This window comes from Streptomyces sp. RPA4-2 (genome assembly GCF_012273515.2).
Lineage (GTDB): Bacteria > Actinomycetota > Actinomycetes > Streptomycetales > Streptomycetaceae > Streptomyces > Streptomyces kaempferi.
This window is the reverse complement of sequence record NZ_CP050975.2, coordinates 3,414,864-3,441,112: the sequence shown is the minus strand read 5'-3', so window position 1 is coordinate 3,441,112 and position 26,249 is coordinate 3,414,864. Positions and strand designations below refer to the sequence as shown.

Sequence of the window (26,249 nt, the reverse complement as noted above, 5' to 3'; positions counted from 1 at the left end):
GGCGTGTCCCGCGGACAAGGGTGCGATCCACGGACGGGAATTCCCGTGTAATCGGCGGCCACGCACATTTCCAGGACCGTTCCACCCTGCAGCGGCACGGAATTTCCCCTCGGTTCGGTCACCCTCGTGGGTGACCGGTGTGCCGCAAAGATGACGCCTCTGTTGGCGGAATGGGTATTTATATGACTTGGTGTCAGTGGAGGAGGAGAAAGCAAGCAGCCGGAGCAGCAGAGAGCGGAGAGAGGAGCAGGCATGGCCCCACAACAGCAATGGTCCCGGAACGGAAGGCTGGTATTCGTCGCGGCCGGCGTCGTCGCGTCGATCGCCCTGGCGCCGGGTCCGGGATACGCCGTGGGCGCCGGGGCGGTGCGCGTCGCCGATCCTCCGGCACCGTCACCGACGTCGGTGACACCGCAGGCGCAGACGCCCGTGCCGCCCGCACCGCCCGTGCCGCCCGCACCGTCCACGACGCTTAAGCCGCGCCGCCGCCTCCCACCGCATCCGTGACACCCGCCGTCCCACCCACCGCACCCGTGACGCCGCCGAAACCCGCGACGCCCCCGACGCCCCCGACGCCCGTGAAGCCCGTGAAGCCCGCGACGCCCGTGCAGCCCACGACGGTCACACCGCGCCCGGCCTTCGGGGCCTACCTCGACTACGGCCCGCTGGGCGTGGCCCGGATCGCCCAGCTCAGCCAGTGGCTGGGCGGCACCGAGCTGCGCGTCGGGCACACGTACCTGCCGGGCGACCGCTGGAGCAACATCGAGGGACCACCCGGCTTTCTGGACGTCTGGGCCGACTGGCGGCGTGAGCGGGCCGACCGGATGCTCGTCCTCAACGTGCCGATGCTGGAGCGCAACGAGGAGAACGTCTCCGACCCCGAGGTGCGGGCGCTGCTGCGGCAGGGCGCCGACGGGGCGTTCGACCGGCACTTCCACGCGCTCGCCCAGCGGCTGGTCCGGCTGAAGGTGCCGGACACCGTCGTCGTGCTCGGCTGGGAGATGAACGGCATCACGTACACCCACCGCTGTGGGCCGGACCCGGAGGCGTGGAAAAAGTACTGGAACAGGATCGTCACCGTCATGCGGTCGGTTCCGGGCCAGAAATTCCGGTTCGACTTCACCCCGAGCCGCGGCCTGGACGCCGTTCCCTGGACACAGTGCTATCCCGGGGACGACACGGTCGACATCATCGGCATGGACTCCTACGACCAGCCGAGCGGACTGTCGTTCGACGAAGAGGTGAAGGAGCCGTACGGCCTTCAGGAACACGTGGACTTCGCCAAGGCCCACGGCAAGCCCATTTCGTATCCCGAATGGGGACTCTTCCGTAACGGCGACAACACGGCGTACATGAAGCGCATGCTCGCGTGGATGGACGACCACCAGCCCCTGTACAACACGCTGACCGACTACTGTCCGCACGGCGTGTGGCAGTGCGCGGACAACCCGAAGGCGTCCGAGGTGTACCGCGAGGTGCTCTCGGGCCACATCGGCCCGGCATCGGAGCCGACGCCGACGCCGGTGCCGTCCGTGCCCAAGCCGGTGCCGACGCCGGTACACCCTCCCAACTGTTCGCCGGTGGACCTGGGTGACTGGGTGGAGCACTGGCTCGGAGGGAAGCTCTGCCTCCGCTTCGACTGGTGGTCGCGCAACCGGTGACCGGGACATCGCGGTGGCGGCGGGCCGTTCACGGCCCGTCGCCACCACGCTCCCTCCAGCGCCGCACCAGTTCCTTGCCCCGGCTGCGCGCGACGACGTCGCAGACCACCGCCGACAGCAGCGGCGCCGTACGCCGCCGGGCCAGCAGCAGCCGTTGGTTGACGACGGGGTACGGACGCCAGTGGTACTTGTAGGGCTCGTCGCCGCGCAGCAGGCTCAGTGCCCCGCGGCGGTCCCCCTCGGTGTGCCGGGCGCAGGCGTCCAGCAGTATCACGGCGACGTCGGCCTTCCGCTCGCGCAGATCCGGATGGGCCCCGTAGAGGTAGCCGCCCGCCAGCCGCGGGGACAGCAGGGTGAGATCCACCGCCATCACGGTGCCGTCGAGCCGGAACTCGGTGACCACCGCGTCCCCGGAGCTCACCATCGGTCCGACCGACCGGACCAGGTGTTCGGCGAACCGCTCCTGGAGGTGCTCGGACGTCACCTTCCGCCCCTGCCACTGCAGTCGGTGCAGTTCCAGCAGGCGGCGCAGTGCCGTGTCCACCTCCCCGGCCGGCACGATCCGGCGCTCGATGCCCAGCGCGGAGAGCTTGCGCAGCTTGGCCCGCACGCGCTGGGCCTTCGAGGAGGGCAGCCGGCGCACCAGTTCGTCCATCGAGAGGGCGGGCAGTTCCAGACAGAGCGAGTCGCGTACCCGCCGCCGCGGTCCGTCCCAGCGCTCGTAGACCCGCTCCACCGCGCCGCCAGGCCGTACCTCGCGGAAGTCGATCACCGCGCTGCGGGCGGCCAGGGACAGCCCCTCGGCGAGCGTCGCCGCCGCGCGGTCGGCGTACTCGTCGTCGATGAGGACGTCGCCGTAGTCGGAGATGGACCCGCCGAGGGGGACCAGCGCCGGCAGCGGACGGCGTACGCGCATCAGCGGCGCGACCGCGCGGAGCTCGTCGCCCTCACGGACCAGGACCAGACGCAGGCGGCCGGGGGTGCCGTACGACAGCCACCAGGAGTACAGCCAGGCGTGGTTCTGGAACGGGGTGGCGGCGGAGCACCGGCCGTACAGGCGCCCCCAGGCGGGTGCCAGGGCGGCGAACTCCCGCTCCTCGGTGATGATCTCGGCCCGCAGGGTGCCGGCGAGCCCGGCCCGCAGGGCGCCGTTCACAGCTGTCCGCGCGCGTCGGCGGCGGTCGCCGGGTTCGGTACGGAGGCCGATCGGGCCGAGTCCGTGCCCCGCCGCGGACGCACCAGCAGGACCAGGCCGCCCAGCAGCCCCCCGGCGCTCGCGCCGACCAGACCGGTCACCTTCGGCGACGGCGAGGAGGGGGCGGTCGGCTTCATCGCGGGGGAGAACTGCAGGAGTTCGACGTGGGTACTGGCACGGGTGGCGTTGGCGTGCTCGGTCAGCGAGCGCGAGACGGCGTTCGCCATACCGGCCGCGAGACCCGGACGCGAGGACGTGGCCGACACGGCGACCATCGGAGCGTCGGGCGAGGTCGCGGTCTGCACGCTGCGCTGCAGGGTCCTCACCGGCACCCCGGCCCGCACCTGCGCGTCCTCGAGCACGGCGAGCTGCGTGGCGACCCGGCCGTACGCCTGCGCGAAACCGAGCGCCGGCGCCGGGTCCGACTTCTCCGTCGGGACGGCGATGACGTAACTCGTCGCCGTGTACGTCGGGGGCTTCTCGACGCCGTACGCGCCACCCAGCGCGCCGCCGAGCAGGGCACCGGCGACGAGCAGGGTCCACCGCGGCAGGCCCCTCCGACGGGCGACGGGCGTGCTCACCGGTCCGGGTGGGACCACCGGTTCGGCCGGGCCGGGCGTGTCTCCCGGGCCGTCCGGTTCGGCCGGGCGGTGCTGCCTGGTGGGGATTTCGGTCATGAGGAACTCACTCCCAGAGGGGTGCAGGAGACGGCGGCCGCGTACACGTCCATGAGCTGCGCGGCGCTGCGGGTGATGCTGTAGTGGTGGGCGGCGTCCGGTACCGAGCGGGGCCCGGGACCCGCTCCGCGCACCGCCCGGAGGGCTCGTACGAACGAGTCGGCGCCGCCCTGGACCCGGCGGGCGCCGGGCGCGGCGCCCGCCGGCAGGTCCTCGACCGCGGGGCAGGAGACGTACAGGACCGGCAGCCCGGCCGCCATCGCCTCCACGACCGCGAGCCCGAAGGCCTCTTCGGCGCTGGGCGAGGCGAGGACGTCCATGGCCGCGGTCAGCGACGGCAGATCGGCGCCCGGGAGGCCACCGGTGGGGCGCTCGCCGGTGAACAGCACCCGGTCCGCGACGCCGGCCCGCTGTGCGGTCCGGCGCAGCACGCTCTCCTCGGTGCCGCCGCCGACCAGCAGCAGCCAGTGGTCCGGGGGCAGTTGGGCCAGCGCGCGGATCAGGACGTCGAACCGCTTGCCCGGCGCGAGCCGGCCGACACCGCCCACGACGTAGGCGTCCGCCGGCAGTCCGAGCCGGCGACGGGTGCGTTCGCGCAGGACCGGATCGAAGCGGAAACGGTCCACGTCGATGCCGTTCGGGACGACCTCGATGCGCGGTCCGGGCACCCCCCAGCGGCGCAGCCGGTCGGCCACGGTCGGTGAGACGGCGACGGTGGACCGGCCGAGCCGCTCGCTGGCGAGATACAGCGCGCGGACGCCCGCGCTCAGTCTGCGCCCCTCCATCTGCGAGTCGCCCAGGGAGTGTTCGGTGGCCACGACGGCCTTCACCCCGGCCAGCCGCGCGGCGATCCGGCCGTACACGCACGCCCGGTAGAGGTGGGTGTGCACGAGGTCGTAGCGGCCCCCGTGGATCAGCTTCGTCAGCCGGGGGAGCGCGGCGAGGTCCCGGTTGCCGTTCATGGCGAGGTCGACGACGCGTACGCCGTCGTCGGCGAGTCCGTCGGCGACCGCGCCGGGGTTGGTGAGCGTGACGACGTCGCAGTCGACGGGCAGATGCCGCAGGAGCAGCCGCAGTTGCTGCTCCGCCCCCCCGACACCCAGGCCGGTGATGATGTGCAGGGCCTTCATCAGGCCCCCTCGACCGGGCGCCGCCGCAGCCGGTGCAGCTTGAGTTTCAGCAGCAGGCGTACGGCGGTGTCGTTCTGCCCGATGTGGACGCGCGGCAGGGCGTGCGGGCCGGTCAGCGGGCCGGGGTCGATTCCGCAGCCGTAGCGGTAGCCGGCGTCGCGCACGGCGTCCACGACCCGCGCGTCGATGGTTCCGTAGGGATAGCAGAAGCCGTCGACGAGAGCACCCGTCAGGTCCGAGAGCACCGCTCTGCTCCCGGCGACCTCGGAGTGCAGCAGGGCGTCGTCGACCTGTGTCAGGTCGATGTGGGTGAGGCCGTGCGAGCCGATCTCGATGCCCTCGGCGGCGGCCAGCCGGATGCCGCGGGCACCTAGCAGCGGCTTGCGGGGGCCGAGCGGGTCCCAGGCGTTGTCGCCGTCCAGCCGACCCGGCAGGACGAAGAGGGTGGCACCGCAGTCGTGCTGGTGGAGGAGGGGCAGGGCGGTCTCGACGAAGTCGGCGTATCCGTCGTCGAAGGTGAGACCGACCAGGCCGCGGCCCTTTCCCCGGGCGCGTGCGGCGAGCAGTTCGGCCATGCTCACACCACGCAGCCCGCGGCGCCGCAGCCACCCCAGCTGGTGGTCGAGACGGTCCGGCGAGACCGTGATGCGGTACGGGTCGTCGGAGCAGTCGCCCACGGAGTGGTACATCGCGACCCAGGGGACCGTGTCGGCGGCCCGCACGGCGGTGTGGAAGCAGGTGCGGCGACGGAGGTCGGTGGCGGCGCGTGCGTCGACACGTCTGAAGCGGTCAGCGGAAACGGACATGCGGCAGCCTTCGTTTGAGGGAACGGAGGACGGGTGTGAGGGCTTGGACCCCCAGGGCCCAGGCCAGCACGGCGAAGACGACGGTCACGACGGTGCCGCCGAGGAGGAGACCCACCAGGGGAGAGTGCGCGCGGCTCGCGCAGAACGCCCCCACCGCGCCCGCGACGAGCGCCGCGCGCATCGGTTTGCCCAGTTCGGCGACCACCCGACGGGTGCGGATCGGCACGCTGCGCGGGCCCATGCCGCACAGCAGGAGCAGGGCGCTGAGGGTGATGCCGCCCGCGTTCGCCGCGGCGATCCCGCACACCCCCCAGCTGCCGACGGCCAGCGCCCCGATCCACGAGGTCGCGACGATCCCGGCGGTCATCGCGAACAGCGGGTACCAGGTGGGCCGCCCGGACGAGAAGTACGAGCGCACGAGCGCGCCCACCAGCGTGTGGCCGAGCAGTCCGACCGCGTAGACCCGCATCACGGCGGCGGTGGCCGCGGTGTCCTGCGCGGTGAACGCGCCTCGCTGGAACAGCAGTTGGATGATCTGGGGTGCGCACGCGACGACCGCGGCGGTGCCGAGGAGCACGGTGCAGGAGACCAGCGCCAGGTCGCGCTCGACCCGGACGCGGGCCCGCTCGGTGTCGCCCTCGGCCATCGCCTGCGCCACCACCGGGAAGGTGACGGTGCACAGCATCAGCGAGAGCACCATCGGCATCTGCGCGACCTTCTGCGCGTAGTTCAGGTGCGAGATGGCACCGGCGGGCAGGGACGAGGCCAGGAACCGTTCGACCAGGACCTGGGACTGCCGGCACAGGGCGAAGAGCAGGACCGTGCTGATCAGCGTCAGGTCCATCGGACGCGCCTGCGCGACGGCCGCCCCGTCCACGGTCACCTCGTGCCGCCTGAGCTGCCGCCAGAGCGAGGGCGCCTGCGCGACCACCATCAGGGCGCCGCCCACCGCGACCCCGAGGGCCGCCGAGCGCACCCCCCAGCGGCCGCCGAGTACGAACATGGCCGTGATGATGCCGGTGTTGTACGCGACGTAGATGACCGCGGGCGCGACGAACCGGCGGTGCGCCCGCAGTGCGGCGCTGCAGTATCCGGCGAGACCGAAGGTGAACACGCAGGTGGCCGTCAACCGGGTGCAGTCCACGGCGAGCCGCGGGTCCGGCAGGCCCGGCGCGAGAGCCTCGACGAGGTAGGGCGCCCCGGCGATCAGCAGCGCGGCGACGGCCGTGACGGCGAGCGTCAGACGGGGCAGGGTCGCGGCGACCAGCGCGCGGACCGGGTCGCCGACGGCGCCCTGGGCACGCCGCGCCACCGCCATGCTGAACGCCGGTACGAGCACGAAGGCCAGGCCGTCCTCGATCAGCAGTGTCGCCGCGAACTCCGGCAGGGTCCAGGCGACCAGGAAGGCGTCCGTCGCGGAGTCCGCTCCGAACAGGTGCGCGAGGGCCTGGTCGCGGCCGAGGCCCAGCAGGGCTCCGGCGATCGACAGCGTGATCGTGACGAGGGCGGCCTTGGCGAGGAACCGGTTGGAGGGGCTCTCCGGTGGGGTGGTGGGGGTGGAGGAAGCCGTGGGGGCGGACGGAGCGGAGGGGGTGAAGGAAGTGGAGGGACAGGAGGGGGCGGAGGGGGTGGCGGAGACGGGCGGGGCGGGCGGGAAGGAGGGTGGGAGAGGGGAGGGAGGGGCGAGTGATCCGGGTGGGTCGTAGGTGGGGGCGTCGTCGCGGGCGCCCGGCAGGGCGAACGTGCCGTCGGTTCCGGCGCCGCCGCCGTCGGCCGCCGTCCGGGGAGGCTGCACCGTCATCGCGTCGAGGCCTCCTCCGGAGAGGGGGCCGCCGGCGAGGGCGTGGACACGGGCGACGCCGCGGCTCGGGAGGCCAGCGGTGCCGGGGGTGCCGGGAGCGCCGGGTACCCCGCGGCTTCGGAGGCCAGGGACACCGGGGACGCCGGGTCCACCAGTGCCCACCAGGCCACCAGGCCGAAGCAGACACCCGTCAGCACGGTCGAGGGCCCGCCGATGTCCGCGTACACGAAGTCCACCAACTGCCAGCCGAGCAGCCCGCACGCGACCAGCGCGCAGTCGAGCCCCGACGGGGCCGGGCGGCCGCGCCCCGCCACGGTGCCCGACGACGTCCGGCGCACCCGGACCAGGCCGCGCAGCGCGCACATCAGGAGCGCCAGCCAGCTGCCGGCGAGGGTGAGCAGCCCGATCAGGCCCTGCTCGCTCAGCACGAGCAGATACATGTTGTGCGGGGAGAGCAGCGGCTGCTTGCTGTACGCCGTTCCGGCGCCCCCGATGTCGCTGCCCGAGGAGAGGGCGAGCGAGGCATGGCCGTCGCGGTGGTCGGGGAAACCCTTCAGCCCGACGCCGGTGAGCGGGTGGTCCCGCCACATGTCGACGGCCGCCGCCCACATGGTGTACCGGTCCACCACCGACTGGTCCGGGGCATCGGTGACCTGCGTGATGCTGTCGACGCGCTCCTGCAGCATCGCCGTACCGACGCCGAGTCCGCCCACCAGGATCACGGACACGGCCGCGACGACGGCGCCGACCTTCACCGCGCGCCGCAGCCCCGCCAACGTCAGCTGGGCACCGCACGCCAGAGCCGTGGCGATCCACGCGCCCCGGCTGAACGACAGCGCGAGCGGCGGCAGCAGCGCCAGCGCGCACACCACGGCGGAGGTCCGCTGCCGTACCGGGCCCGAACCGAGCGCGAGCGCGAGCGCGCACACCAGCCCGAAAGCGACCACCGTCGCCATGCCCATCACGTCCGTCGGCCCGAAGGTGCCGACGGCCCGGACGTCCTCGCCCTGGTAGGAGGCACCGGTCCCGGTGACGTACTGGTGCACCCCGACCGCCCCTTGCCAGAGGGCCAGGGCGACGAACGACCAGGCGAGCAGCCGGAAGTCGCGGCGGTCCCGGACCAGCAGCAGCACGGCCGCGGGCACCAGGACGAAGATCTGCAGATAGCGGGTGAGACCGGTGACCCCGGCCCCGGGGCTCGCCGCCCCGGCCGCCGCGACCGCGATGCCGACCACGGGCAGCGCGAGGATCACCACCGCGCCCGGTGACAGGGGGCGCCGACGCTCCCGTACGAGCCGTACCGCGCAGCAGAGCACGACCAGACCGGACATGGCGTCCGCGATGCTCGCGCCGCCCTCTCCGCTCGGCGCGATCGGCAGCCCGAGCAGCGCGATCACCGCCATGACGGGCAGCACCGGCAGCGCGTGGCGGGCCCCGGACAGCAGGGTGCCCAGTGGCGAGCGGGCGGTGGCCGGTGGCGAGCAGGGGGTCGGCGGCGGGTGGGGGACGGCTTACGGCGAGTGGGGCAGGGCTCGACTCATCGGCTCAGCTCCCCGTCGGGCGGACCAGCGAGGCTGCCGTGCGCAGCAGGATGCAGACGTCCTGCCACAGCGACCAGTCGTCGATGTACGCGTTGTCGAACCGGCAGCGGTCCTCGATCGAGGTGTCGCCGCGCAGCCCGTGGATCTGGGCGAGGCCGGTGATGCCGGTCTGCATGCGGTGGCGAGCCGCGTAACCCGGATAGGTCTGGCTGAACTTGGCCACGAAGTAGGGCCGTTCGGGGCGGGGGCCGACCAGGCTCATGTCGCCCCGCAGGACGTTCCACAGCTGTAGCAGTTCGTCGAGCGAGGTGCGCCGCATGAAGTGGCAGAAACGGCTCATCTCCCGCTCGCCCGCGACACTCCAGCGGGTCGCGGCCTCGTGCGCGTCGACCGGGCGGTGGGTACGGAACTTCAGCAGGGTGAAGGGCCGCCCGTCCTTGCCGATGCGTTCCTGGCGGAAGACCACGCCGGGTCCGTCGCTCAGCCGCAGCGCGACCGCGCACACCAGCAGCAGTGGGCTGATCACGAGCAGCAGCGCCCCGGAGACGGCGACGTCGAGAAGCCGTTTGCCGAGGTTCCCGCGCGGCCTGGAGACGTTGATCCGCTTAAGCAGGAGAACCCGGCGAGCCGCCCGCTCCCGCCCGCCCTCCCGTTCGCGCCTCCGTAGGCTCTGCCCCGCGGCACTCCGTACGAGGTGTCCTGCGACGGCGAGTCCGCGTCGACGTGCCACAGCACACAGCCCGCCTCGCTCAACGCCCGCAGCAACGGACCGTGTTCGCTGCGCGGTTCCACCGCGAGCACCGCACGCACGCTGTTCTGGACGAGGGCCCGCTGCACCTCCTCACCGGTGGTGAGGACCGGCAGCCCCTCGGCGCCGGCCGTCTGAGCGGCGACGACGCCCACCGGACGCAGGCCGCACCGCGGGTGACGCAGGAAGGCCGCGGCCACCCGCTGGGCGGTTCCCGCGGGGCCGATCACGAGGGTGGCGTCGGGGCGCAGGACCAGGGCCCGGCGGCGTCGCCGGTGCAGGACGCCGCGGGCCGCGCAGCTCACCGCCGACTGCAGTGCGCAGCCCACGGCCAGGGTCCGGGCGGGCAGCGCCGCGGCCGGGGAGAGCGCCGCCAGCAGGGCCGCGAGCGTGCACCACGTCACCACGACGCGCGCGCACACGGCGGGCAGGTCGTCGAGCACCGTGGGAATCCGCCCGGGACGGTACAGCGTCCCGTGAGTGTTCAGCGCGAGCACGCCGAGCAGCAGCGCGACGAGGAGCGGTGGGTGCCGCTGGACCTGGGCGAGGGACAGTCCCGTCAGCACCGCCGCACCGCCGTCCGCGACGAGCAGGGGCAGCCACGGGGCGCGCGGGGCGGACAGCCGTCGCCCGGCGGGGAACCTGAAGCCGTCGGCGGCCCCGCGCGAAGGGATGACCGAGACGGGCGAGAATCCGTACTCCCGGGGCTGTCCGCCGGGGGAGGGAACGGTGCTTTCCGCAGTCACGTGTGGATGGGCTCCCTGCACTCGGAGTGTTTCCCGCACACGGCGCGCCCGCCGGGCCCCGCGGTGAGCAACTCGCGGTAGACCCCCGCGACCGCGTCGGCCACGCGCCGCACGTCGTGCGTGGTCAGTACGTGGCGTCGCCCCTGCCGGCCCAGCGACTCGCGCAGCGGCGGATCGGCCAGCAGGTCGCAGATCGCGCGGGCCAGCGGGCCCGGCGCCTGGGAGGGCACCAGACAGCGGGTGTCGAGGCCCGGCGGGAGGCTCTCGCGGGCGCCGTCCACGTCCGTCAGCACGACCGGACGCCCGCAGGCCATGGCCTCCAGCGGCGCCAGCGCCATGCCCTCCCAACGGGACGGCAGCACGACCAGATCGGCGGCCTGGTACCAGGGCACGGCATCGTCCGCGGCCCCGGCGAACAGCACGTCGCCGGACGCCCCGGCCCGCAGGCGCGCGGCCTCCGGACCGTCCCCGACGAGCACGAGCCGGGCTCCGGGCATCCGCCGCCGTACGGTGTCCCAGGCCTCCAGCAGGACGTCCTGGCCCTTCTGCCGGCACAGCCGTCCGACGCAGACGACCAGGGGAGCCGCCGGATCGAGCCGGTCGAGCAGTGGGATCCCGGTCCGCACGGTCCTCGCGTCGGCGGGGTGGAAGCGCTCGGTGTCGACCCCGTTGGGGATCACACTCCACGTCGCCCTGACCCCGGCGCGCACTCCGGTGACGCGCTCCGCCTCACTCACACACACCACCCGGGACGCCCATCGCGCTCCCCACCGCTCCCACTTCAGCGCGAGGCCCGCCGCGAGGCCGTCGACCGCCTCGAAGGACCAGGCGTGCGGCTGGAACACGGTCGGCACCCGACCACGCAGGACGAGCCGGGCGGCGAGTCCGGCCTTGGCGCTGTGCGCGTGCACCACGTCGGGCCGCGCCTCGGCGACCACATGAGCGAGCCGTCGTACCTCCCGGACCAGCCGGGGACCCGGCGCGCGCGTCGCCTGCCAGTGCGCCACGTCGCAACCGAGCGCCCGGAGCGTGTGCGCGAGGCCGCTGTCCTGCGGGCAGGCCGCGGTGACGTGGAGTCCGGCGGCGAGCTGCGCCTTCACCAGGTCGGTGAGCACACGGGCCACTCCGCCGTCGACCGGCTGGCTGAGGTGCAGGACCCGCGGCGGAGGGTCGCTCGATGGCAATGACATGCGCGGGTTCCTTAGTGACGGGCGGCGCTCTGACGCACGCGTCACCGCTGCGCGTCGACGGCGGCGAACAGCGCTCCGACCCAGGCCGCGTCCCGCTGCGAAACGAGTCGGACGGTCAACTGGTCACCCCCGAAACGGAATTCCGTGTCCAGGGCGAGGACATCGGCGTCGTATCCGGGTGTGTTCGAGCACCTGGGCGCGCGTTCGGCCGGTGCGTTCCCCCGCTCGGTGATCGACGAGCCGAGTACGTCGTCCGGGGGGTCGGCGGCGGCGCTCGGCGCGGTCGGCTCGCCGTCGTCGGCCCACGGACCCAGCGGGTCTCCGGTGCTGCCGCGGTCGCCGTCGACGTTCGCGGGGCCGCCGCCCGCTGTCCGGAGGGCGACGAGGGCGGAGCGGCCCACCATCGCACGGCGCGGCAGAGGGCCCGGGGAATGACGCATGACCGGCGTTGCCCTTTCGGGAAAAGGTTCTGGACCGGCGGAGGAACGGAGATCCGCAGATCACTTGGGTGCGCGCTGACTCCCCCGTCGGTTTTCGACTTTCGACGCCTTCCGGCATCTGGTTCCAAGCAGCCTCGGGAGGTGACCGACTCTAGCTGCTATAGGTATTTATTTGTCGAAACCTGACAAGTGTGTCGTAATAGGGAGGTATTCATCGAGGTCAGGGGCGGGTGTGACTGCTCGGGGGCCCAGAGCGGTCGACCGGGGGTTCGCGAGATCACTCCTTTGGAGGCGCAACCCGTGCGTGCGCCGCGCGTTGATTCCAGCGCTGGGCATTCCGCCCGGCTGTTGTGACGATTTCAAGGAGCACTTCTCCATGTCGCGTATCGCGAAGGGCCTGGCCCTGACCTCCGTTGCCGCCGCCGCCATGGCGGGCGCCGCCGGCATCGCCGCCGCCGACAGTGGCGCAAACGGCGCGGCCGCCAACTCCCCCGGTGTCCTGTCGGGCAACGTTCTTGAGGTTCCGGTCCACGTCCCGGTCGAGGTCTGCGGGAACACCGTCGACGTGATCGGCCTGCTGAACCCCGCGTTCGGCGACGCCTGCGCCAACGGCTGACGTCACCGCGGACCCTTCTGCCGGCCGTCCTCCCCAACGGGAGGGCGGCCGGTTCGCGTTGCCTCGAACGGGGGAAGGGGGCGTGTGGCCCCGGTGTGGCTCCCCACCAGCGGCGATGGGGGTGGTAGGGGCGAAGGGTGACTACGGAGAGCGCTCGTACGGTTGCGCACAGCAATGACGGCTTGGACGGTGGGCACACGATTCGAAAGCACCACCGAAGGGAATATCCATGCGTGCTCTGCCCGCACGGCGCATCGCGTCCTCCGCACTCTGTGCCACGCTTCTGCTCGGGATAGCCGGGCCGGCCGCGGCAGCGGCCGGCAGCGACTCGGCACGTGGCCGCACCCATGCGGCGGCACCCGTCCCCGGCGCGGACGCGGTTCTGACGCAGGTTCAGTCGCTCGCGAACGTCAGCGGCGTCCTCGCCCCGGTCACCGACCTGCTCAACGCCGCCCTCAAGGCGGACGGCGGACAGCTCCCCGCCGCCGACGCGACGAAGCTCGGCCAGGCCGTGAAGGACGCGATCGCCAAGGCCACCGCGACGCTGCCGGCCGTGCCCGCCACGCCCAGCGTGCCGGCGCTGCCCAGCACGCCGGCCCTCCCTGCGACGCCGGCTCTGCCCGCCGTGCCCTCGCTGAAGAGCGCCGATGAGCAGGGCAGTGCCGAGGAGCGGGGTGACGTCGAGGGGCGGAGGGCCGAGCAGCAGGACGACAAGGCGCCACGTGCCAAGGGTTCGCGAGCCGCGGCGAACCTCGCGGCCGACGCGCTCGTCGCGCTGCAGAAGGCGGTCGACGCGCTGGTGAAGGCGGTCACGTCCGGCGATGCCACCCAGGTGGTCCCCGCGGCCACCGCCGTGGTGACGGGCCTCGTCAACTTCGTCGTCGCCGTCGTGCTCGGTGGCGGCCTGCCAGCACCGAACCTGCCCGGTCTGCCGGCGCTGCCGAGCCTGCCGGCGACATGATCGCCGGTGAGGTGATCGCCGGTGAGGTGAACGCCCACGACGTGAACGCCCGCGACGTGATCGCCCGTGCGGTGAACGCCTGAGTCATGAACGTCGACCACATGAACGCCGGTGACCGGTCTCCTGTCCTCCTGGGCGCGGGGAACGGTGCCTGAGGCGACGCGGTCGCCTGCCCGCCGTCGTGCCGACCGATCCGGTCGGCACGACGGTTTTCCGCGTCGGCGGTTATCGGCGCCTCTTGTATGAGAATGCGATGCGCCGTTCCCGGGGTGGGGTGTTCGGGTGGGGTGCAGGAATCTTCTGCATACGGGGTTTCCGTACAGTGCGGGGCTCGTTAGTCAGGGCGCAGTGAAAAACTCCCTCCGGTGACGCGAGTCGCCGACGAAAGGAACACGATGAAGTCCCTGAAGGCCGCCGCTGTCGTCGCCGGGTCCCTGGTCATCGCTGGTGCCGCCGCGCCCGCCTTTGCCGCCGGGTCCTCCGACCTCACGCCCACCAGCCTCAACGGCGCCCTGGAGACCATCACCAGCCAGCGCTCGCTCAGCCTGAAGGACGTGCAGCCCCTGCAGCACCAGTCGGACGCGCTCGACACCGAGAAAAAGGGCTCGGCCCTCAACTCCCTGAACGGCGCGACGAAGACGCTCAACTCGACCGGCGGCCCCGCCCAGCTGCTCGGCGGACTTCCGCTCCAGAGCTAATCCATTCCTTAGGAGCGTGTCCTTTCCAGAAGGCCTTCGGGCGTATCCGTGGGCTGCGGCACATCCCCAAGGAAAGGACGGACGATGAACACCGCCAGGAAGACCGCTGTTCTTCTCGTCACCGCCGGAACGACCGCGGGTGCGGCGATCGGCCGCGCCGTCGCCGTCGCCGACGCCGGTGCGCAGGGCGCGGCAGCCAAGTCCCCCGGTGCGGCCTCCGGCAACGCCATTCAGGCCCCGTGAATGTTCCGGTGAACCTCTGTGGCACCACGGCCGACGTCGGCGGCCTGCTGAACCCGGCGGTCAGGAACACCTGCGCCAACCAGTGACACCCCGCGCGTACGACCGACGTCGCGCGTCCGAGGGCGGAGGCCGTCGGCATTGGGGAAGGGCCGGCTCCGTGCCCCGCGGATCCGGCCCTTTCGAATGGAGAACGGCTCCCGGCGTGTTCGAGGGGCGTCCCTCTTTCGTGTGGTCGCCCACCCGCTTGTCGCCCGGTCGAGTGAGAAAGCGTGAGGTCCGTTCGGGTGCGTCGATAAGGTTCCGCGGTGACCTCAACCTCAAGCGAAACGCGCCCTTTCCGGGCCGCCGATCTCGGCACGCTCGCCGTCATGGCCTTCAGTGGTGAAGCCCCCGACGGAGACATGCCCTATCTCCTCGCCTATTCCCTGGGCGACGGAGAGGGCGGCCCCGGTGCCTCCACGGTCGCCATCGAGGAACTGCTGCGCAACAACGGTCTGCCCATCGGCGACACGCTCCTCGACGGATCCCGGCAGCCGAGCCTGCCGTTGACCCTTCTCGTGGAGGCGGGCCAGGCCGTCGTCACCATGCCGTACCTCAACGCCCAGTGCGTCGTGCCACCCGAGTGGCTGGCGGCGGTCGGTGAACGCGGCTACGCCTACTTCCTGTTCGCCACCCGGGCCTGGCCCGAGGCGGAGCCGGGCAGGCCCGTCGCCCCCGAGAGCCTGACCGCGTTCGCGGGTGACGAGGAAACCCTGCTCAGCGCGGCGCACGTGCTCCTGCCCGCGCGCAGCCTGCGCGGCTGATGACCCGGACCGCGGGGGGCAGCCGTGCGCTCGCCCTGTTGCTGGTGATCACCGGTGCGGCCGGTCTGCTCGCCGCGTGGGTCATCACGATCGACAAGTTCAAGCTGCTGGAGAACCCGGACTTCGTGCCGGGGTGCAGCCTGAACCCGGTCGTCTCCTGCGGCAACATCATGAAGAGCGAGCAGGCCTCGGCCTTCGGGTTCCCCAACCCGATGCTGGGCCTGGTGGCGTACGGCATCGTGATCTGCGTCGGCGTGAGCCTGCTGGCGCGGGCCGCCTTCCCGCGCTGGTACTGGCTGACCTTCAACGCCGGCACCCTCTTCGGCGTCGGCTTCTGCACCTGGCTGCAGTTCCAGTCGCTGTACCGCATCAACTCGCTGTGCCTGTGGTGCTCGCTGGCCTGGGTCGCCACGATCATCATGTTCTGGTACGTGACGTCATTCAACGTACGAAATGATTTCCTGCCCGCACCTCATTGGCTGAGAGGGTTCCTGGGTGAGTTCACCTGGGTTTTCCCACTGCTGCACGTCGGCGTCATCGGCATGCTGATCCTGACCCGGTGGTGGGATTTCTGGACCAGCTGACCATTGAGGCCGTCGGGGGAATCCCGAGGTGAAGTCGTCCGCGGGATCGTTACCCGGTACGGACCCAGATCCCCCGAATCCTGAAAGGGGCCGTACCTGAGATGAAGCCGAGCACTCGAGGAACTCTTGCCGCCGTCGTGACCGGTGTCGCGGCAGTCATCGGCGCGGCCGCCGCGACCCCGGCCGTCGCCGCCGGGACGGCTCCTGTCCCCGTACCCCTGGACGGTGTGGAACGGGGCCTCAACCTGCCCGTGCCCGAGATCGCCGGGCAACTGCCGGTGCCCATGCCGGGCAGCCCCGAAGGGCCGCGGTACGTGGAGGGCCGGCTGCTCCCGGACGGGACCGTGCCACAACTGCCGGTCAGCGCCGGGCTGCCGGGGGCCGACGTACGGACGCCCCTTCCGCATCTCCTAGGGGAGGGCTTCGACCACCTCGGGCTCGACGCGCCCGCGGCTGACCTGGCGACCCTGCCCCCCGGACTGTCCCTGGACGCCCCGCTCACCGCGCCGAACCCCGAACACCTCGGCATGCCCGACCCGAAGCTCCCTCAGGCCGCCGTTCTCACACCGCCGCTGAAGACGGCGCCGGAGGCCGACCTGGGCATGGGCGCGGGAGCGTAACCGCGTCACGAGCCGTGGGCCGTGTGGGTCACCGCCGCTTCAACCGACCGAGTCCGCCGAGGAGAGAATCATGTCCGTCAGCAAAGTGTCGAGCCGAGTGCCGGTGACCCGGAGGGGTGTGATGCACGGTCTGCTGGTGTCGGCGGCCGCCGCGGTGCTGGCCCCCGTCGTCGCCGCGTCCTGGCCCCCGCACCGGCCCGGCTCCGACGACCTCTCGTTCGACGAGGTGTACCACGGCCGTCACATCCTGGGTGCCAGGACCGGAGCGGGCGGCCGTGCCGCGGTCGGCGGCGGTGAGTGGCAGGTCACCGTGGACGGACGGCCGCTGCACCTGATGCGCCGCGCGGACGGCAGCTATTTGAGCATGGTGGACCACTACCAGTCGTATCCGACCGCGCTGGCGGCCGCGCGTGCGGCCGTCGACGAACTGGGTCCCTCGGAGCAGCTTCGCGGCGTGGAGGCGGAGGGGAGCGGCCACCATGGCGTACACGCGTAAGAACGTCAGCAAACTGACCGGCGCGGAGCGACGCCGGTTCGTCGCCGCGATGCTGGAGATCAAACGCCGGGGCGAGTACGACGAGTTCGTGCGGACGCACATCGAGTACTACGTGGCGGACGGCGACCGGGGCCTGCGCTCGGCCCACATGGCGCCCTCGTTCCTGCCCTGGCACCGACGGTTCCTGCTGGAGCTGGAGCGGGCGCTGCGCCGCGTGGACTCCGCGGTGAGCGTGCCCTACTGGGACTGGACGCGGCAGCGGAAGCCGTCCTCCGTGCCCTGGACCGCTGACCTGCTCGGAGGTAACGGGCGGCGCTCCGACCGCCAGGTCATGACCGGGCCCTTCGCCTACGCCCACGGGAAGTGGACGATCAAGGAGGGGGTGACCGACGGCGCCTACCTCACCCGCGACTTAGGGCGTCGGCAGAATCCGTTCGAGCTGCCCACGAAGCGTGAACTGGACTCGGCCCTCGCCGACCCCGTCTACGACAGCGCCCCCTGGAACTCCACGTCCACCAAGGGCTTCCGCAACAAACTCGAAGGGTGGGGGCGCGGGTCCGGCAGCGTGGCCTGGCACAACCACAACCGGGTCCACCGCTGGGTGGGCGGCGTCATGCTCGGCGGCGCCTCGGTCAACGATCCCGTCTTCTGGCTGCACCACGCCTTCGTGGACCTCCAGTGGTCCCGCTGGCAGCAACGCCATCGCGGTGCCCGCTACCTGCCCGCCCGGCCGCCGGGCCCCGGCAACGACCAGCACGGACGGATCGTCGCCCGGCACGAGCGGATGCCTCCCTGGGACGTCACGCCGGACGAACTGGAGGACCACAGTCGGATCTACCGGTACGCGTAGCCCCCACCGCCGTCCCCTCGCGTGGGAAGCGGTGTCGCCCGTGTCATGGCGAGGCCCCCGGCAGCGCCTGCTGCGGGGGGCCTTCCTCGTGCGTACGACGGTCAGTTGCCGTAGCCGGAGTCGGAGCCGTAGCCGCCCGGGGTGGAGGTGACCGGGGCGCCGACGTTGGCGCAGGTGCTGCCGAAGGCCGGGTTCAGCAGACCGACGACGTCGACGGTGTCCCCACAGAGGTTGACCGGCACGTTGACCGGGACCTGGATGGCATTGCCCGAAAGGATGCCGGGGGAGCCGACGGCCGCACCCTGGGCGCCCGCGTCCGCCATGGCGAGACCGGCCCCGCCGAGGACCACGGCGCCCGTGCCGAGTACGACACCGGTTGCCTTCGCGATGCGAGACATCACGTTTCTCCTTTGGATCGGTGAGCGCGGCTGCTCGAACGCGACCGCACTCCCCTTTCAACGCGCCCGCTCACGGGCGGTCACGGCATACGCCTGGGGGATCACCCGTCGCGGGCGGACCGCTCGCCGCCGGGGCGTGCCCAGGCCGGTGTCGCGGACGGAAATTCACTACGGCCCGCGCCGCGCCCTCAACTAGCCTCCCAGGTATGCCTACCGACCTGTCGGCCTCTCCATCGGCCAACCCGCCGGCCAACCCGCCGATCGATCCGCCGATCGATCCGCCTGTCGACCCGTTGGTCGGGCTGTTCGCCGAGGAGACCCGGGTCCGCGCCTTCGCCGCGGTGGCCCTCGGCGCGGACACGCCCACGAAGGTCATGGAGCGGGCGGGACTCTCCCCGAGGGACGCGACCACGGCGCTGCGCCGGCTCCTGAGCCAGGACGTCATCACCGACGACGGGGGACTGGCCGTCGCCTACGGCCACTTCAGGCAGCTCGCCCGCGGCACACGGACACCTGCCGAGACCTACGGCACCGAGGACGAGCGGACCGAGGCCGTCCTGCGGACCTTCGTACGCGGCGGACGCCTGGTCCGGCTGCCCGCCCAGTGGCAGCGCAAGCTGGTCGTGCTCCGGCACATCGCCGAGCAGACCTTCGAACCGGGCGTCGAGTACCCCGAGCGGACCGTCAACGAGAAGCTGCGCGCCTGGTGCGAGGACGCGCCGGTCGACCATGTGACCCTGCGGCGCTACCTCGTGGACCTGCGCCATCTGACCCGGCAGTACGGCTTCTACTGGCGGCCCGCACAGGTCTGAACCGACGCTTCCGGTCCGGGGCAGGGGCAGGGGCAGGGTCCGGGTCCGATCCGGTCCGGGTCCGATCCGGTCCAGGTCCAGGTCCAGGTCCAGGTCCGGCCCGGACCGGTCCGATGAGGACCCGGCCTCAGCCGAGGAGGCGTACGGGGCTTCCCGCGAGGAAGGCCCGGATGTCCTCGACCGCCCCGCCGTAGTACGCCTCGTAGTTGGCCCGCGACACATAGCCCAGATGCGGGGTGGCGAGAAGACGCGGCGCCGTGCGCATGGGGTGGTCGGCGGGGAGGGGCTCGACATCGAACACGTCCACACCCGCCCCGGCGATCCGCCCCTCGCGCAGGGCCGCGAGCAGCGCGTCCTGGTCGACGATCGCCGCGCGTGAGGTGTTGACGAGATAGGCGGTCGGTTTGAGGAGGGCCAGTTCGGCGGCGCCCACCAGGCCACGGGTGCGCTCACCCAGTGCGAGGTGCACGGAGACGAAGTCGCTGCTCGCGAGCAACTCCTCCTTCGAGTCCACCCGTTCCACCCCCACCTCCGCGGCGCGCTCCTCGGTGAGGTTCCGGCTCCACGCGCCGACCCGCATCCCGAACGCGAGGCCCACCCGCGCCACCCTGCCGCCGATCTTCCCGAGCCCGAGCAGACCCAGCCGGCGTCCGTGCAGATCGGCGCCCACGGTGCTCTGCCAGGAGCCGCCCGCCCGCAACGCGCCGTTCTCCTCGACGAGACCCCGCGCGAGGCCCAGCAGCAGCGCCCACGTCAGCTCGACCGGGGGCGTCGAGGAACTCGGAGTGCCGCACACGGTCACCCCGTGCGCCTCGGCGGCCGCGTAGTCGATCACCGTGTTACGCATCCCGGAGGCGATCAGCAGCTTCAGGCGGGGCAGCCGGGCCAGCAACGAGGCGGGGAAGGGCACCCGCTCGCGCAGGGTCACCACGATGTCGAAGTCCGCGAGCGCGGCGGCCAGCGCGTCCTCGTCGGCGAGGTGTTCGCGGAACCCGACCACCACGACGTCGTCCGCGACCGGCGACCAGTCGACGACCTCGGTCGCCACCCCCTGGTAGTCGTCGAGCACAGCACAGCGAAGTCGCATGTCAGGTCCCTCCCAGGCTCGACCGGAGCCTAACGGAGAGCCGTTCGAGGCCGCCGCGGAGCCCCCGCGGGAGGCGACTGAGGGGGAAGCCACGACGGCCGTCCGCTCCCCGTGGCAGTATCTGGGCTTCATGAGTGCGTCCCCAGAGGTACGGAGCCTGCGCGCGGCGGTGTTCGCCGTGCTGTGCGTGCTGCTGGCCGCCGGCGGTCACGGGCTCGCTTCGGGGGAGGCACCGCCGCTGTGGGCGGACGGTGCCGGATTCCTCGCCGTGTTCGCGGCCGGCTGCCTGCTGAGCGGGCGCGAACGCTCACTCCTCGGGATCGGCGGCGCGATGCTGGCCACCCAGGCCGGACTGCACGTCGCGTTCGAGGCGGCCCGGCCGCGGATGACGATGAACATGCACGGCATGTCCATGGGCCACCCGCACGCGCACGCCATGACCCCGCACGCCACGGCCGCCCATGTGGCGGCCGCCGCGCTGGCGACCTGGTGGCTGCGGCGTGGCGAAGCGGCGTTCTGGTGCCTGCTGCGCCGGGCCGTCGCGCTGGTGCCGGGGCTCGCCGCCTGGTGGCGGGTGCGGACAAGGCCGCCGGCCGGTCCGGTCCGGCCGGACGTCGTCTGCCCGAACGCCGCCGCCCCCGGGCCGCTTCGGCAGGTACTGCTGCGGCACGCGGTCTCACGCCGGGGACCACCGCCGCGGCCGTCCTACGCGCCCTGACCGCAATCCCACCAGTACGGAGTTCCGCCGATGTCCCCGATGTCCCCGATGCGCACCACCGTGCGCCGCGCCGGCCTCGTCACCGCCCTCACCGCGGCCGGGATCCTGACCGCCGCCGGTGCCGCCTCCGCGCATGTGACCGTCCACCCCGAGAGCTACGCCAAGGGAGCCACGGACGGTGTCCTGACCTTCCGCGTCCCCAACGAGGAGGACACTGCCAGCACCACGAAGGTGCAGGTCTTCCTCCCGACGGACCACCCGGTCCTCGGAGTGCTCGTCACCCCCCAGAGCGGCTGGACGGCGAAGGTGACGACCACGAAGCTCAAGACCCCCGTCAAGACCGACGACGGCACCATCACCGAGGCAGTCTCGGAGATCACCTGGACCGGCGGCCGGATCCGGCACGGCCAGTACCAGGACTTCGACGTCGCTTTCGGACAACTTCCGGATGACGTCGGACAGTTGGCGTTCAAGACGCTGCAGACGTACTCGGACGGCAATGTCGCCCGCTGGATCGAGGAGACGCAGAAGGGCGGGGAGGAGCCGGAGAACCCGGCACCGGTGCTCGCCCTCACCGCCAAGGCGGCGGGGGACAGCGGTTCCGACGCGGACTCCGGTGCGGGCTCGTCCGCGGATTCGGGGTCGGGTTCGGAGGCGGGCTCGGACTCGGGCTCTGACACGTCGTCGGCGTCGAGCTCCGCTCCGGCCTCCGCGACCGGGAGTTCGGCGTCGAGCAGTGACTCCACGGCGCGAGGTCTGGGCATCGCCGGGCTGGTGGTGGGCGTCCTCGGCCTGGGCGCTGCGGCGTTCGCCCTCGTACGCGGCCGCAACGCCGGTTCGTAACCTCGGCGAGTGGACGGTCCTCGCCCCGCCGGCCGCCATGCCGCCGACGGGGCGACGGACCGCCGAAGGCCGCCCACGATCACAGCGGCGCGCAGGATCACAGCGGCGCGCGCAGGATCACAGAGGTTCGCTCTGGGGAACAGAGGCCCGCTCAGGGGCACGAGACAGTCCGGGATCACCGGGACCACCGGAGGGGGCGGCCTGGACCGCCGGGGCTCCGCCTGGACTGCCGAGGCCCGTCCGGGACCGCCTCTCCGGCACGGGTCGCCCCCGCTATGAGTGGAGCCTGGCCGGGGATGAGCGGGGTGTGGGAAATTTCCGTACCAGTCCGTGACGACCGGCACCCGGATGCGAGGATGAGGCCGCCATGACAGCTGGGTGGTGTTCGCGCACGGTACGGGCCGCGGTGTTCGCTGCCGTCTGTGTGCTCCTCGCCGCCCTGGGGCACGTGATGATGTCCGGCGGTGAGGTGCCCCCACGGGTCCTCGGCGCCTCGGTCGTGGTGATCGGCGGCACGGGGTGGGGCCTGGCCGGCCGGGAGCGTGGGCTGCCCCTGATCGTCTCCGCGGTGATGGTCACTCAGGCGGCACTCCACTCGACGTTCTCCCTCGCCCAGGCGTCGGCATCCGCCTCGCCCCCGACGAGCACCCCGGGAATGGGCTCCATTTCCGCGGGAGTCATGTCCACTGGCGCCATGTCCACAGGCGCGATGCCGATGGGTGCGATGCCCATGGGGCCCGCTCACATGGACTCCATGAACACGGGGGTCATGGGGGCCATGGACCACATGGGCGACGGGGCGGGCGGCGCCTCTTCGCTCGGCATGCTCGCCGCCCACCTGGTGGCCGCCCTGCTCTGCGGCCTCTGGCTCGCGCACGGAGAGCGCGCCGCCTTCCGCATCCTGCGGGCCCTCGCGGCCCGGCTGGCCGCCCCACTGCGGTTGCTCCTCGCGCTGCCTGCCCCGGGGGGCCACCCACGCCCGCGCCTGCGCCGTCATCGTCCGGCGCGCGCTCCGCGTCTGCTCCTTCTCGTCCACGCGATCACTTCTCGGGGCCCGCCCGCCGGGACCGCTGTCGTCTGACGACAGCCGGTATCCCGGGGCGACCACCGTGCGTCCCGGGCCCGGCCGCGCCTCCGCGCGCGGCCGTCTCCCTCACCGGACCCCCGGCCCACTCCTGCGCTCCGGGGGCCGGATCCCGGATGACCCGAGAAGGACACCAGGTGACCACTCCTGCCCTGCCCACCTCACGTGACGCCTCGCTGACGGCCTGGGCGATGGCCGCACGCGGCGGCGACCCCGAAGCCGTGGACCACTTCGTCCGCGCCCTCCACCGGGACGTACGCCGCTACGTCGCCTACCTCGGCGTGGACCCGCAGTCCGCGGACGACCTGGCCCAGGACACCTTCCTGCGCGCCCTCGGCAGCCTGCACCGTTTCGAGGGCCGCTCCTCGGCCCGCGCCTGGCTGCTGGCCATAGCGCGCCGTGCGGTGATCGACAGCTTCCGGAGCGCGGCCACGCGGCCCCGGCCCGCAGACTTCGACGACTGGCGACTCGCCGTCGAACGCGCCCAGCCGCGCGGCCTGCCGGGCTTCGACGAAGGCATCGCGCTCGACGACCTGCTGGCCGGACTGCCCGAGGAGCGCCGGGAGGCCTTCGTGCTGACGCAACTCCTGGGACTGCCCTACGCGGAGGCGGCCCTGGTGAGCGACTGCCCGATCGGCACGGTCCGCTCACGCGTGGCCCGTGCCCGTACCTCGCTCATCGCCTCGCTGTCCGACGCCGAGCGCTGCGGGCCGGTCGACGCGGCGGCCTGACGGGGGCGGTCTGTCGTGAGAGGTGGCGGGCCCTGACGGGTGCGGCCTGGCACGAGGTGGCGGGCCCTGACGGGTCCGCCTGCCGTGTGAGCGAGGGCATGGAGGCCGGAGAGGGCGCGGCCCCGGACGCCTGGGGGGCGGGCCGGGGCCGCGGGCTCACGAGGACACCGTGCTCGCGGTCACTCGCTGTTGAGTTGCCAAGGTGCAGTGCCGCTCAGTGCCTGCCCGGCGCCTGTTCAGTCCCGCGTCGGCGTCTTCTCCCGGCGGAGGAGCAACATGATCCCGCCACCAACGACGACCAGGGCGATGGCGGTGCCCGTGATGATCGGGGTCGCGGTGGAGCCGCCCGTCTCGGCGAGGTCGGTGCCCCCGGTGGAGGTGGCGTCCAACGCGGCCGGGCTGGGCTCACCGACCGTCTGGGTCGTGACGTCGCTCGCGCTGCCCTGTGTCTTGCAGTCGAACATGCCGGTGAACCGCTTCTCGAAGCCGTTCGCGCCCGTGACCGCGAAGGCGTATGCCTGGTCCTCCCGCAGTGGGACCGTCACCGTCAGGGACTTGCCGGCCGCGACCGTGTGCTCGCCATCCATCAGCTCGAAGGTGAACGGCGCGTCGCCCGCGTTGGCCGCCGTGACGTCCACACCGCCCTCGGCACAGTTCTTCTCGGCGGAGAGCGCGGGTATCGCGCCCTCCGCGGCCCAGGTGGCCGTCGCCGTCGCGGAGACCGCTGACTCGCTGGAGCCGGCCAGGATCTGCGTCTGGCTGCGGGTCTCCGAGGCGAAGGCCCGGCCGACCGGCACGATCGTCGACGCCTGGAGGGACAGGGCCGCCGAGCCGTCCGGGCTGTCCTTCGGCACATCGAAGTAGAGCCGGCTGCCGTTGGCCGCGGAGGTGATCGGCCTGCCGTCCTTGTCGACGACCTTCACGCCGCTCGCGAAGGCGTCCGCGGGCGGTGTCACCGTCACACTGTCAGCGTCGGTGCGCACCGTGATCGGGCCCACCTTCTGGCCGGCGTGACCGGAGATCGCGGGAGGATCGAGGGTCAGTGAGGCCTTGGGCTCCGGCATGCTCCGCGCGCTCTTCTGCAGATAGTCCGCGAGCTTCTCCGCCTGCGGGTTCACCGCGTCCACGTCGGCGCCGTCCGAATACCGCCAGATGGCCACCTGTGTGCCGGCCGCGGCGTCCTGCTCGGTGAGGCCGCTCGCGCCGGCCTTCTCGGCCAGCGCCGCCAGGTCGTTCACCTGCGGGTACGAGTGCTGCAGGATCCAGCGGATGCGGCCCGCGTCCTTGTTGCCGTTCAACGACGTGCCGCTCCAGGACGTCTCCTGGTACTTGGCGTCCCGCTGGGTCGGGTTGTGAAGGTCGATGCAGTAGGTCTGCAGCATGCCGCCGTTGTCGACGGACATCTCGAACAGACCCGCGGACACCTGCTGGTCCTGGCCGTTGTCGTGGATCACCGCGGGCCCGTACGTCTTCAGACCGGTGATGGTCGCGGTCGCGCCGCCCTGACTCCGCGGGACCTCGTCCGCGACGGCCGTACCCGTGGTGACCATCGCTCCGGCGGCGACGAGTCCCGACACCACCGTCGCGGCGACGAGGCGGCCGGCCCCTCGCCTGCGCGCCGCCGCCGCGGACGCCGCAGAGAACGCAGAGAGCGCAGAGAGCGCAGAAAACACAGAATTCCCCTTCGAGCAGGACCCGTTGACATGGGGGGACGGTCCCGCCAGCAGAATCAGAAGCCCCGTGAGCTATGCCCGGCATCCTAAGGACGCGGCGCACCACGCTCCCCGGGCATTCCATCCGATAACCGATCCGAATCGGAATCGTTATCGGTCAGCAAGGCTGTGAGCTGCGCTTATCGACAAATCCATGGCGGGTGTCGGAGCAGAACTCCGTGACGAAGCATCATGTATGCGTCGATAAGCCGCAGTTCGGTCGGCCCGTCCGATGGCCGGGATGCGCGCGACAGCGGCACCGTCCCCGTGTTCACCGCCCGGACACGCACGCGACCGTCCCGATCCGGGCTCAGGTCACCCCGGCCGGTACCGCCTGCTGAGGGGAAGCGGCCTCGGACGGACTGCCGGGCCCCGTCTCCCAGTTGGGCTCGGGCCGGGGAGCCGGCGGTGTGTCACCTTCCTTGTGCGGGCGCCGGAAGGCCGACGTGCCGCGGGAGAGGTCGTGGCCGATCGCCACCGCGTCGATGTCCGCCGACGTCCAGCTCTGCCCCTCGCGCGTCTCGGTGCGTACCTTCAGCCTGCCCTGCACGATGACGGGATCTCCCACCGACAAAGACGCCCCCACGTTGGTGGCGAGCGCTCGGTTGGCCCACACGGTGAAGAAGTTGGTGTGCCCGTCCGTCCACGTGTTCTTCTCGCGGTCCCAGTACCGCGCCGTCACCGCGAGTCGGAACCTCGCCGAGGCTCCGTTCGCCAGATCTCGGTACACCGGCTGTGTCGCCACGTTGCCCACCGCGCAGACCATCGTCTCGTTCATGCCCGGACCCCTCTCCCGTACGACTGCGTCTGTCGCGGCGATCGCATGCGCTGCGATCGCCGCGGATCCAGACTGCCCTCGCCGGGCCGAGCCCGCCGGGCGCTGTGCACCGCCCGAGGATTGTGGACAACCGCGTCACCCGTGGGAGTGCGGCGCCATCGGTCGCGGCCGCGTCCCCAGGTCGCCGACGGACCCAGGTCGCCGACGGCCTCAGGCCACCCGGCGGCCTCAGGCCACCGGCGGCCTCAGGCCACCGGCGGCCCCAGTTCACCGACCGCCC

Annotated in this window: 25 protein-coding genes and 3 pseudogenes; 15 read left to right on the top strand and 13 right to left on the bottom strand. The window is 72.4% G+C overall.

Annotated features, from left to right (window positions below; genetic code table 11):
* Positions 1–252: 252 nt before the first annotated feature.
* Positions 253–1,661, top strand: a pseudogene (locus tag HEP85_RS14935) (glycoside hydrolase family 26 protein).
* Between the two features lie 28 nt (positions 1,662–1,689).
* On the opposite strand, the gene HEP85_RS14930 reads toward HEP85_RS14935, so the two are convergent.
* The 9 genes and pseudogenes from HEP85_RS14930 to HEP85_RS14890 all read right to left on the bottom strand — a co-directional run bounded on the left by HEP85_RS14930 (position 1,690) and on the right by HEP85_RS14890 (position 11,935).
* Positions 1,690–2,817, bottom strand: a complete 1,128-nt coding sequence (locus tag HEP85_RS14930; RefSeq protein ID WP_168528198.1) for a GNAT family N-acetyltransferase — start codon at positions 2,815–2,817, stop codon at positions 1,690–1,692.
* Positions 2,814–3,533 carry a lipopolysaccharide biosynthesis protein gene (locus HEP85_RS14925; protein WP_248001934.1) on the bottom strand — a complete coding sequence of 240 codons (720 nt, stop codon included), beginning with the start codon at positions 3,531–3,533 and terminating at the stop codon, positions 2,814–2,816. The genes HEP85_RS14930 and HEP85_RS14925 overlap by 4 nt, the downstream gene beginning before the upstream one ends.
* Entirely contained in the window at positions 3,530–4,663 is a 1,134-nt protein-coding gene (locus tag HEP85_RS14920; RefSeq protein WP_329287955.1) for a glycosyltransferase, read from the bottom strand. Before HEP85_RS14920 ends, HEP85_RS14925 begins: the two co-directional genes overlap by 4 nt.
* Positions 4,663–5,469 (bottom strand): polysaccharide deacetylase family protein, encoded by an 807-nt coding sequence (locus HEP85_RS14915; protein ID WP_248001933.1) that lies wholly within the window; start codon positions 5,467–5,469, stop codon positions 4,663–4,665. The genes HEP85_RS14920 and HEP85_RS14915 overlap by 1 nt, the downstream gene beginning before the upstream one ends.
* Positions 5,453–7,270 (bottom strand): murein biosynthesis integral membrane protein MurJ, encoded by a 1,818-nt coding sequence (gene murJ, locus HEP85_RS14910; RefSeq protein WP_168528197.1) that lies wholly within the window; start codon positions 7,268–7,270, stop codon positions 5,453–5,455. The genes HEP85_RS14915 and murJ overlap by 17 nt, the downstream gene beginning before the upstream one ends.
* Positions 7,267–8,673, bottom strand: coding sequence for an O-antigen ligase (locus tag HEP85_RS14905; RefSeq protein WP_248002481.1), 1,407 nt, complete (start codon positions 8,671–8,673; stop codon positions 7,267–7,269). Before HEP85_RS14905 ends, murJ begins: the two co-directional genes overlap by 4 nt.
* Positions 8,674–8,815: 142 nt before the next feature.
* A pseudogene (locus HEP85_RS14900) lies at positions 8,816–10,305 on the bottom strand (exopolysaccharide biosynthesis polyprenyl glycosylphosphotransferase).
* Entirely contained in the window at positions 10,302–11,495 is a 1,194-nt protein-coding gene (locus HEP85_RS14895; RefSeq protein ID WP_168528194.1) for a glycosyltransferase family 4 protein, read from the bottom strand. The pseudogene HEP85_RS14900 and the gene HEP85_RS14895 overlap by 4 nt, the downstream one beginning before the upstream one ends.
* Before the next feature lie 41 nt (positions 11,496–11,536).
* Positions 11,537–11,935, bottom strand: a complete 399-nt coding sequence (locus HEP85_RS14890) for a hypothetical protein (RefSeq protein ID WP_168528193.1) — start codon at positions 11,933–11,935, stop codon at positions 11,537–11,539.
* A gap of 376 nt (positions 11,936–12,311) precedes the next feature.
* Here HEP85_RS14890 and HEP85_RS14885 point away from each other — a divergent pair, with 376 nt between their 5' ends.
* The 9 genes and pseudogenes from HEP85_RS14885 to HEP85_RS14845 all read left to right on the top strand — a co-directional run bounded on the left by HEP85_RS14885 (position 12,312) and on the right by HEP85_RS14845 (position 17,806).
* Entirely contained in the window at positions 12,312–12,551 is a 240-nt protein-coding gene (locus HEP85_RS14885) for a chaplin (RefSeq protein WP_168528192.1), read from the top strand.
* Positions 12,552–12,780: 229 nt separating this feature from the next.
* Positions 12,781–13,512 carry a hypothetical protein gene (locus tag HEP85_RS14880; protein WP_356016913.1) on the top strand — a complete coding sequence of 244 codons (732 nt, stop codon included), beginning with the start codon at positions 12,781–12,783 and terminating at the stop codon, positions 13,510–13,512.
* A 395-nt stretch (positions 13,513–13,907) separates the two neighbouring features.
* Complete coding sequence (locus HEP85_RS14875; protein WP_168528191.1) at positions 13,908–14,210, top strand: hypothetical protein; 303 nt, start codon at positions 13,908–13,910, stop codon at positions 14,208–14,210.
* 84 nt (positions 14,211–14,294) lie between these two features.
* Positions 14,295–14,539 (top strand): annotated as a pseudogene (locus HEP85_RS14870) (chaplin).
* A gap of 219 nt (positions 14,540–14,758) precedes the next feature.
* The gene (locus HEP85_RS14865; RefSeq protein WP_168528190.1) at positions 14,759–15,256 is read left to right on the top strand and encodes a DUF5949 family protein; all 498 of its coding nucleotides are present in this window, start codon (positions 14,759–14,761) and stop codon (positions 15,254–15,256) included.
* Positions 15,256–15,840, top strand: a complete 585-nt coding sequence (locus HEP85_RS14860) for a vitamin K epoxide reductase family protein (RefSeq protein WP_168528189.1) — start codon at positions 15,256–15,258, stop codon at positions 15,838–15,840. The genes HEP85_RS14865 and HEP85_RS14860 overlap by 1 nt, the downstream gene beginning before the upstream one ends.
* A gap of 101 nt (positions 15,841–15,941) precedes the next feature.
* Complete coding sequence (locus tag HEP85_RS14855; protein ID WP_168528188.1) at positions 15,942–16,460, top strand: hypothetical protein; 519 nt, start codon at positions 15,942–15,944, stop codon at positions 16,458–16,460.
* Positions 16,461–16,530: 70 nt separating this feature from the next.
* Positions 16,531–16,956 carry a tyrosinase family oxidase copper chaperone gene (locus HEP85_RS14850; protein ID WP_168528187.1) on the top strand — a complete coding sequence of 142 codons (426 nt, stop codon included), beginning with the start codon at positions 16,531–16,533 and terminating at the stop codon, positions 16,954–16,956.
* Complete coding sequence (locus HEP85_RS14845; RefSeq protein WP_168528186.1) at positions 16,940–17,806, top strand: tyrosinase family protein; 867 nt, start codon at positions 16,940–16,942, stop codon at positions 17,804–17,806. The genes HEP85_RS14850 and HEP85_RS14845 overlap by 17 nt, the downstream gene beginning before the upstream one ends.
* Before the next feature lie 101 nt (positions 17,807–17,907).
* Here the strand turns inward: HEP85_RS14845 and HEP85_RS14840 are convergent, their stop codons facing one another.
* Positions 17,908–18,204 (bottom strand): chaplin, encoded by a 297-nt coding sequence (locus HEP85_RS14840; RefSeq protein ID WP_168528185.1) that lies wholly within the window; start codon positions 18,202–18,204, stop codon positions 17,908–17,910.
* A 206-nt stretch (positions 18,205–18,410) separates the two neighbouring features.
* On the opposite strand from HEP85_RS14840, the gene HEP85_RS14835 reads away from it, so the two are divergent.
* A complete protein-coding gene (locus HEP85_RS14835) occupies positions 18,411–19,016 on the top strand; it encodes a DUF2087 domain-containing protein (RefSeq protein ID WP_168528184.1) in 606 nt (201 codons plus the stop codon).
* Positions 19,017–19,143: 127 nt separating this feature from the next.
* Here HEP85_RS14835 and HEP85_RS14830 read toward each other — a convergent pair whose 3' ends face one another.
* Positions 19,144–20,103 carry a D-2-hydroxyacid dehydrogenase family protein gene (locus tag HEP85_RS14830; protein ID WP_168528183.1) on the bottom strand — a complete coding sequence of 320 codons (960 nt, stop codon included), beginning with the start codon at positions 20,101–20,103 and terminating at the stop codon, positions 19,144–19,146.
* 130 nt (positions 20,104–20,233) lie between these two features.
* Here HEP85_RS14830 and HEP85_RS14825 point away from each other — a divergent pair, with 130 nt between their 5' ends.
* The 4 genes from HEP85_RS14825 to HEP85_RS14810 all read left to right on the top strand — a co-directional run bounded on the left by HEP85_RS14825 (position 20,234) and on the right by HEP85_RS14810 (position 23,479).
* Entirely contained in the window at positions 20,234–20,821 is a 588-nt protein-coding gene (locus HEP85_RS14825; protein ID WP_329287940.1) for a hypothetical protein, read from the top strand.
* A gap of 39 nt (positions 20,822–20,860) precedes the next feature.
* Entirely contained in the window at positions 20,861–21,664 is an 804-nt protein-coding gene (locus HEP85_RS14820) for a YcnI family protein (protein ID WP_168533634.1), read from the top strand.
* A gap of 367 nt (positions 21,665–22,031) precedes the next feature.
* A complete protein-coding gene (locus HEP85_RS14815; protein ID WP_168528182.1) occupies positions 22,032–22,745 on the top strand; it encodes a hypothetical protein in 714 nt (237 codons plus the stop codon).
* A gap of 119 nt (positions 22,746–22,864) precedes the next feature.
* Complete coding sequence (locus tag HEP85_RS14810) at positions 22,865–23,479, top strand: sigma-70 family RNA polymerase sigma factor (RefSeq protein WP_168528181.1); 615 nt, start codon at positions 22,865–22,867, stop codon at positions 23,477–23,479.
* 236 nt (positions 23,480–23,715) lie between these two features.
* Here the strand turns inward: HEP85_RS14810 and HEP85_RS14805 are convergent, their stop codons facing one another.
* The gene (locus tag HEP85_RS14805; protein ID WP_168533632.1) at positions 23,716–25,029 is read right to left on the bottom strand and encodes a Cys-Gln thioester bond-forming surface protein; all 1,314 of its coding nucleotides are present in this window, start codon (positions 25,027–25,029) and stop codon (positions 23,716–23,718) included.
* A 472-nt stretch (positions 25,030–25,501) separates the two neighbouring features.
* Positions 25,502–25,969: a single-stranded DNA-binding protein gene (locus HEP85_RS14800; protein ID WP_168528180.1), complete on the bottom strand. Its 468-nt coding sequence runs from the start codon at positions 25,967–25,969 to the stop codon at positions 25,502–25,504.
* Positions 25,970–26,249 lie beyond the last annotated feature (280 nt).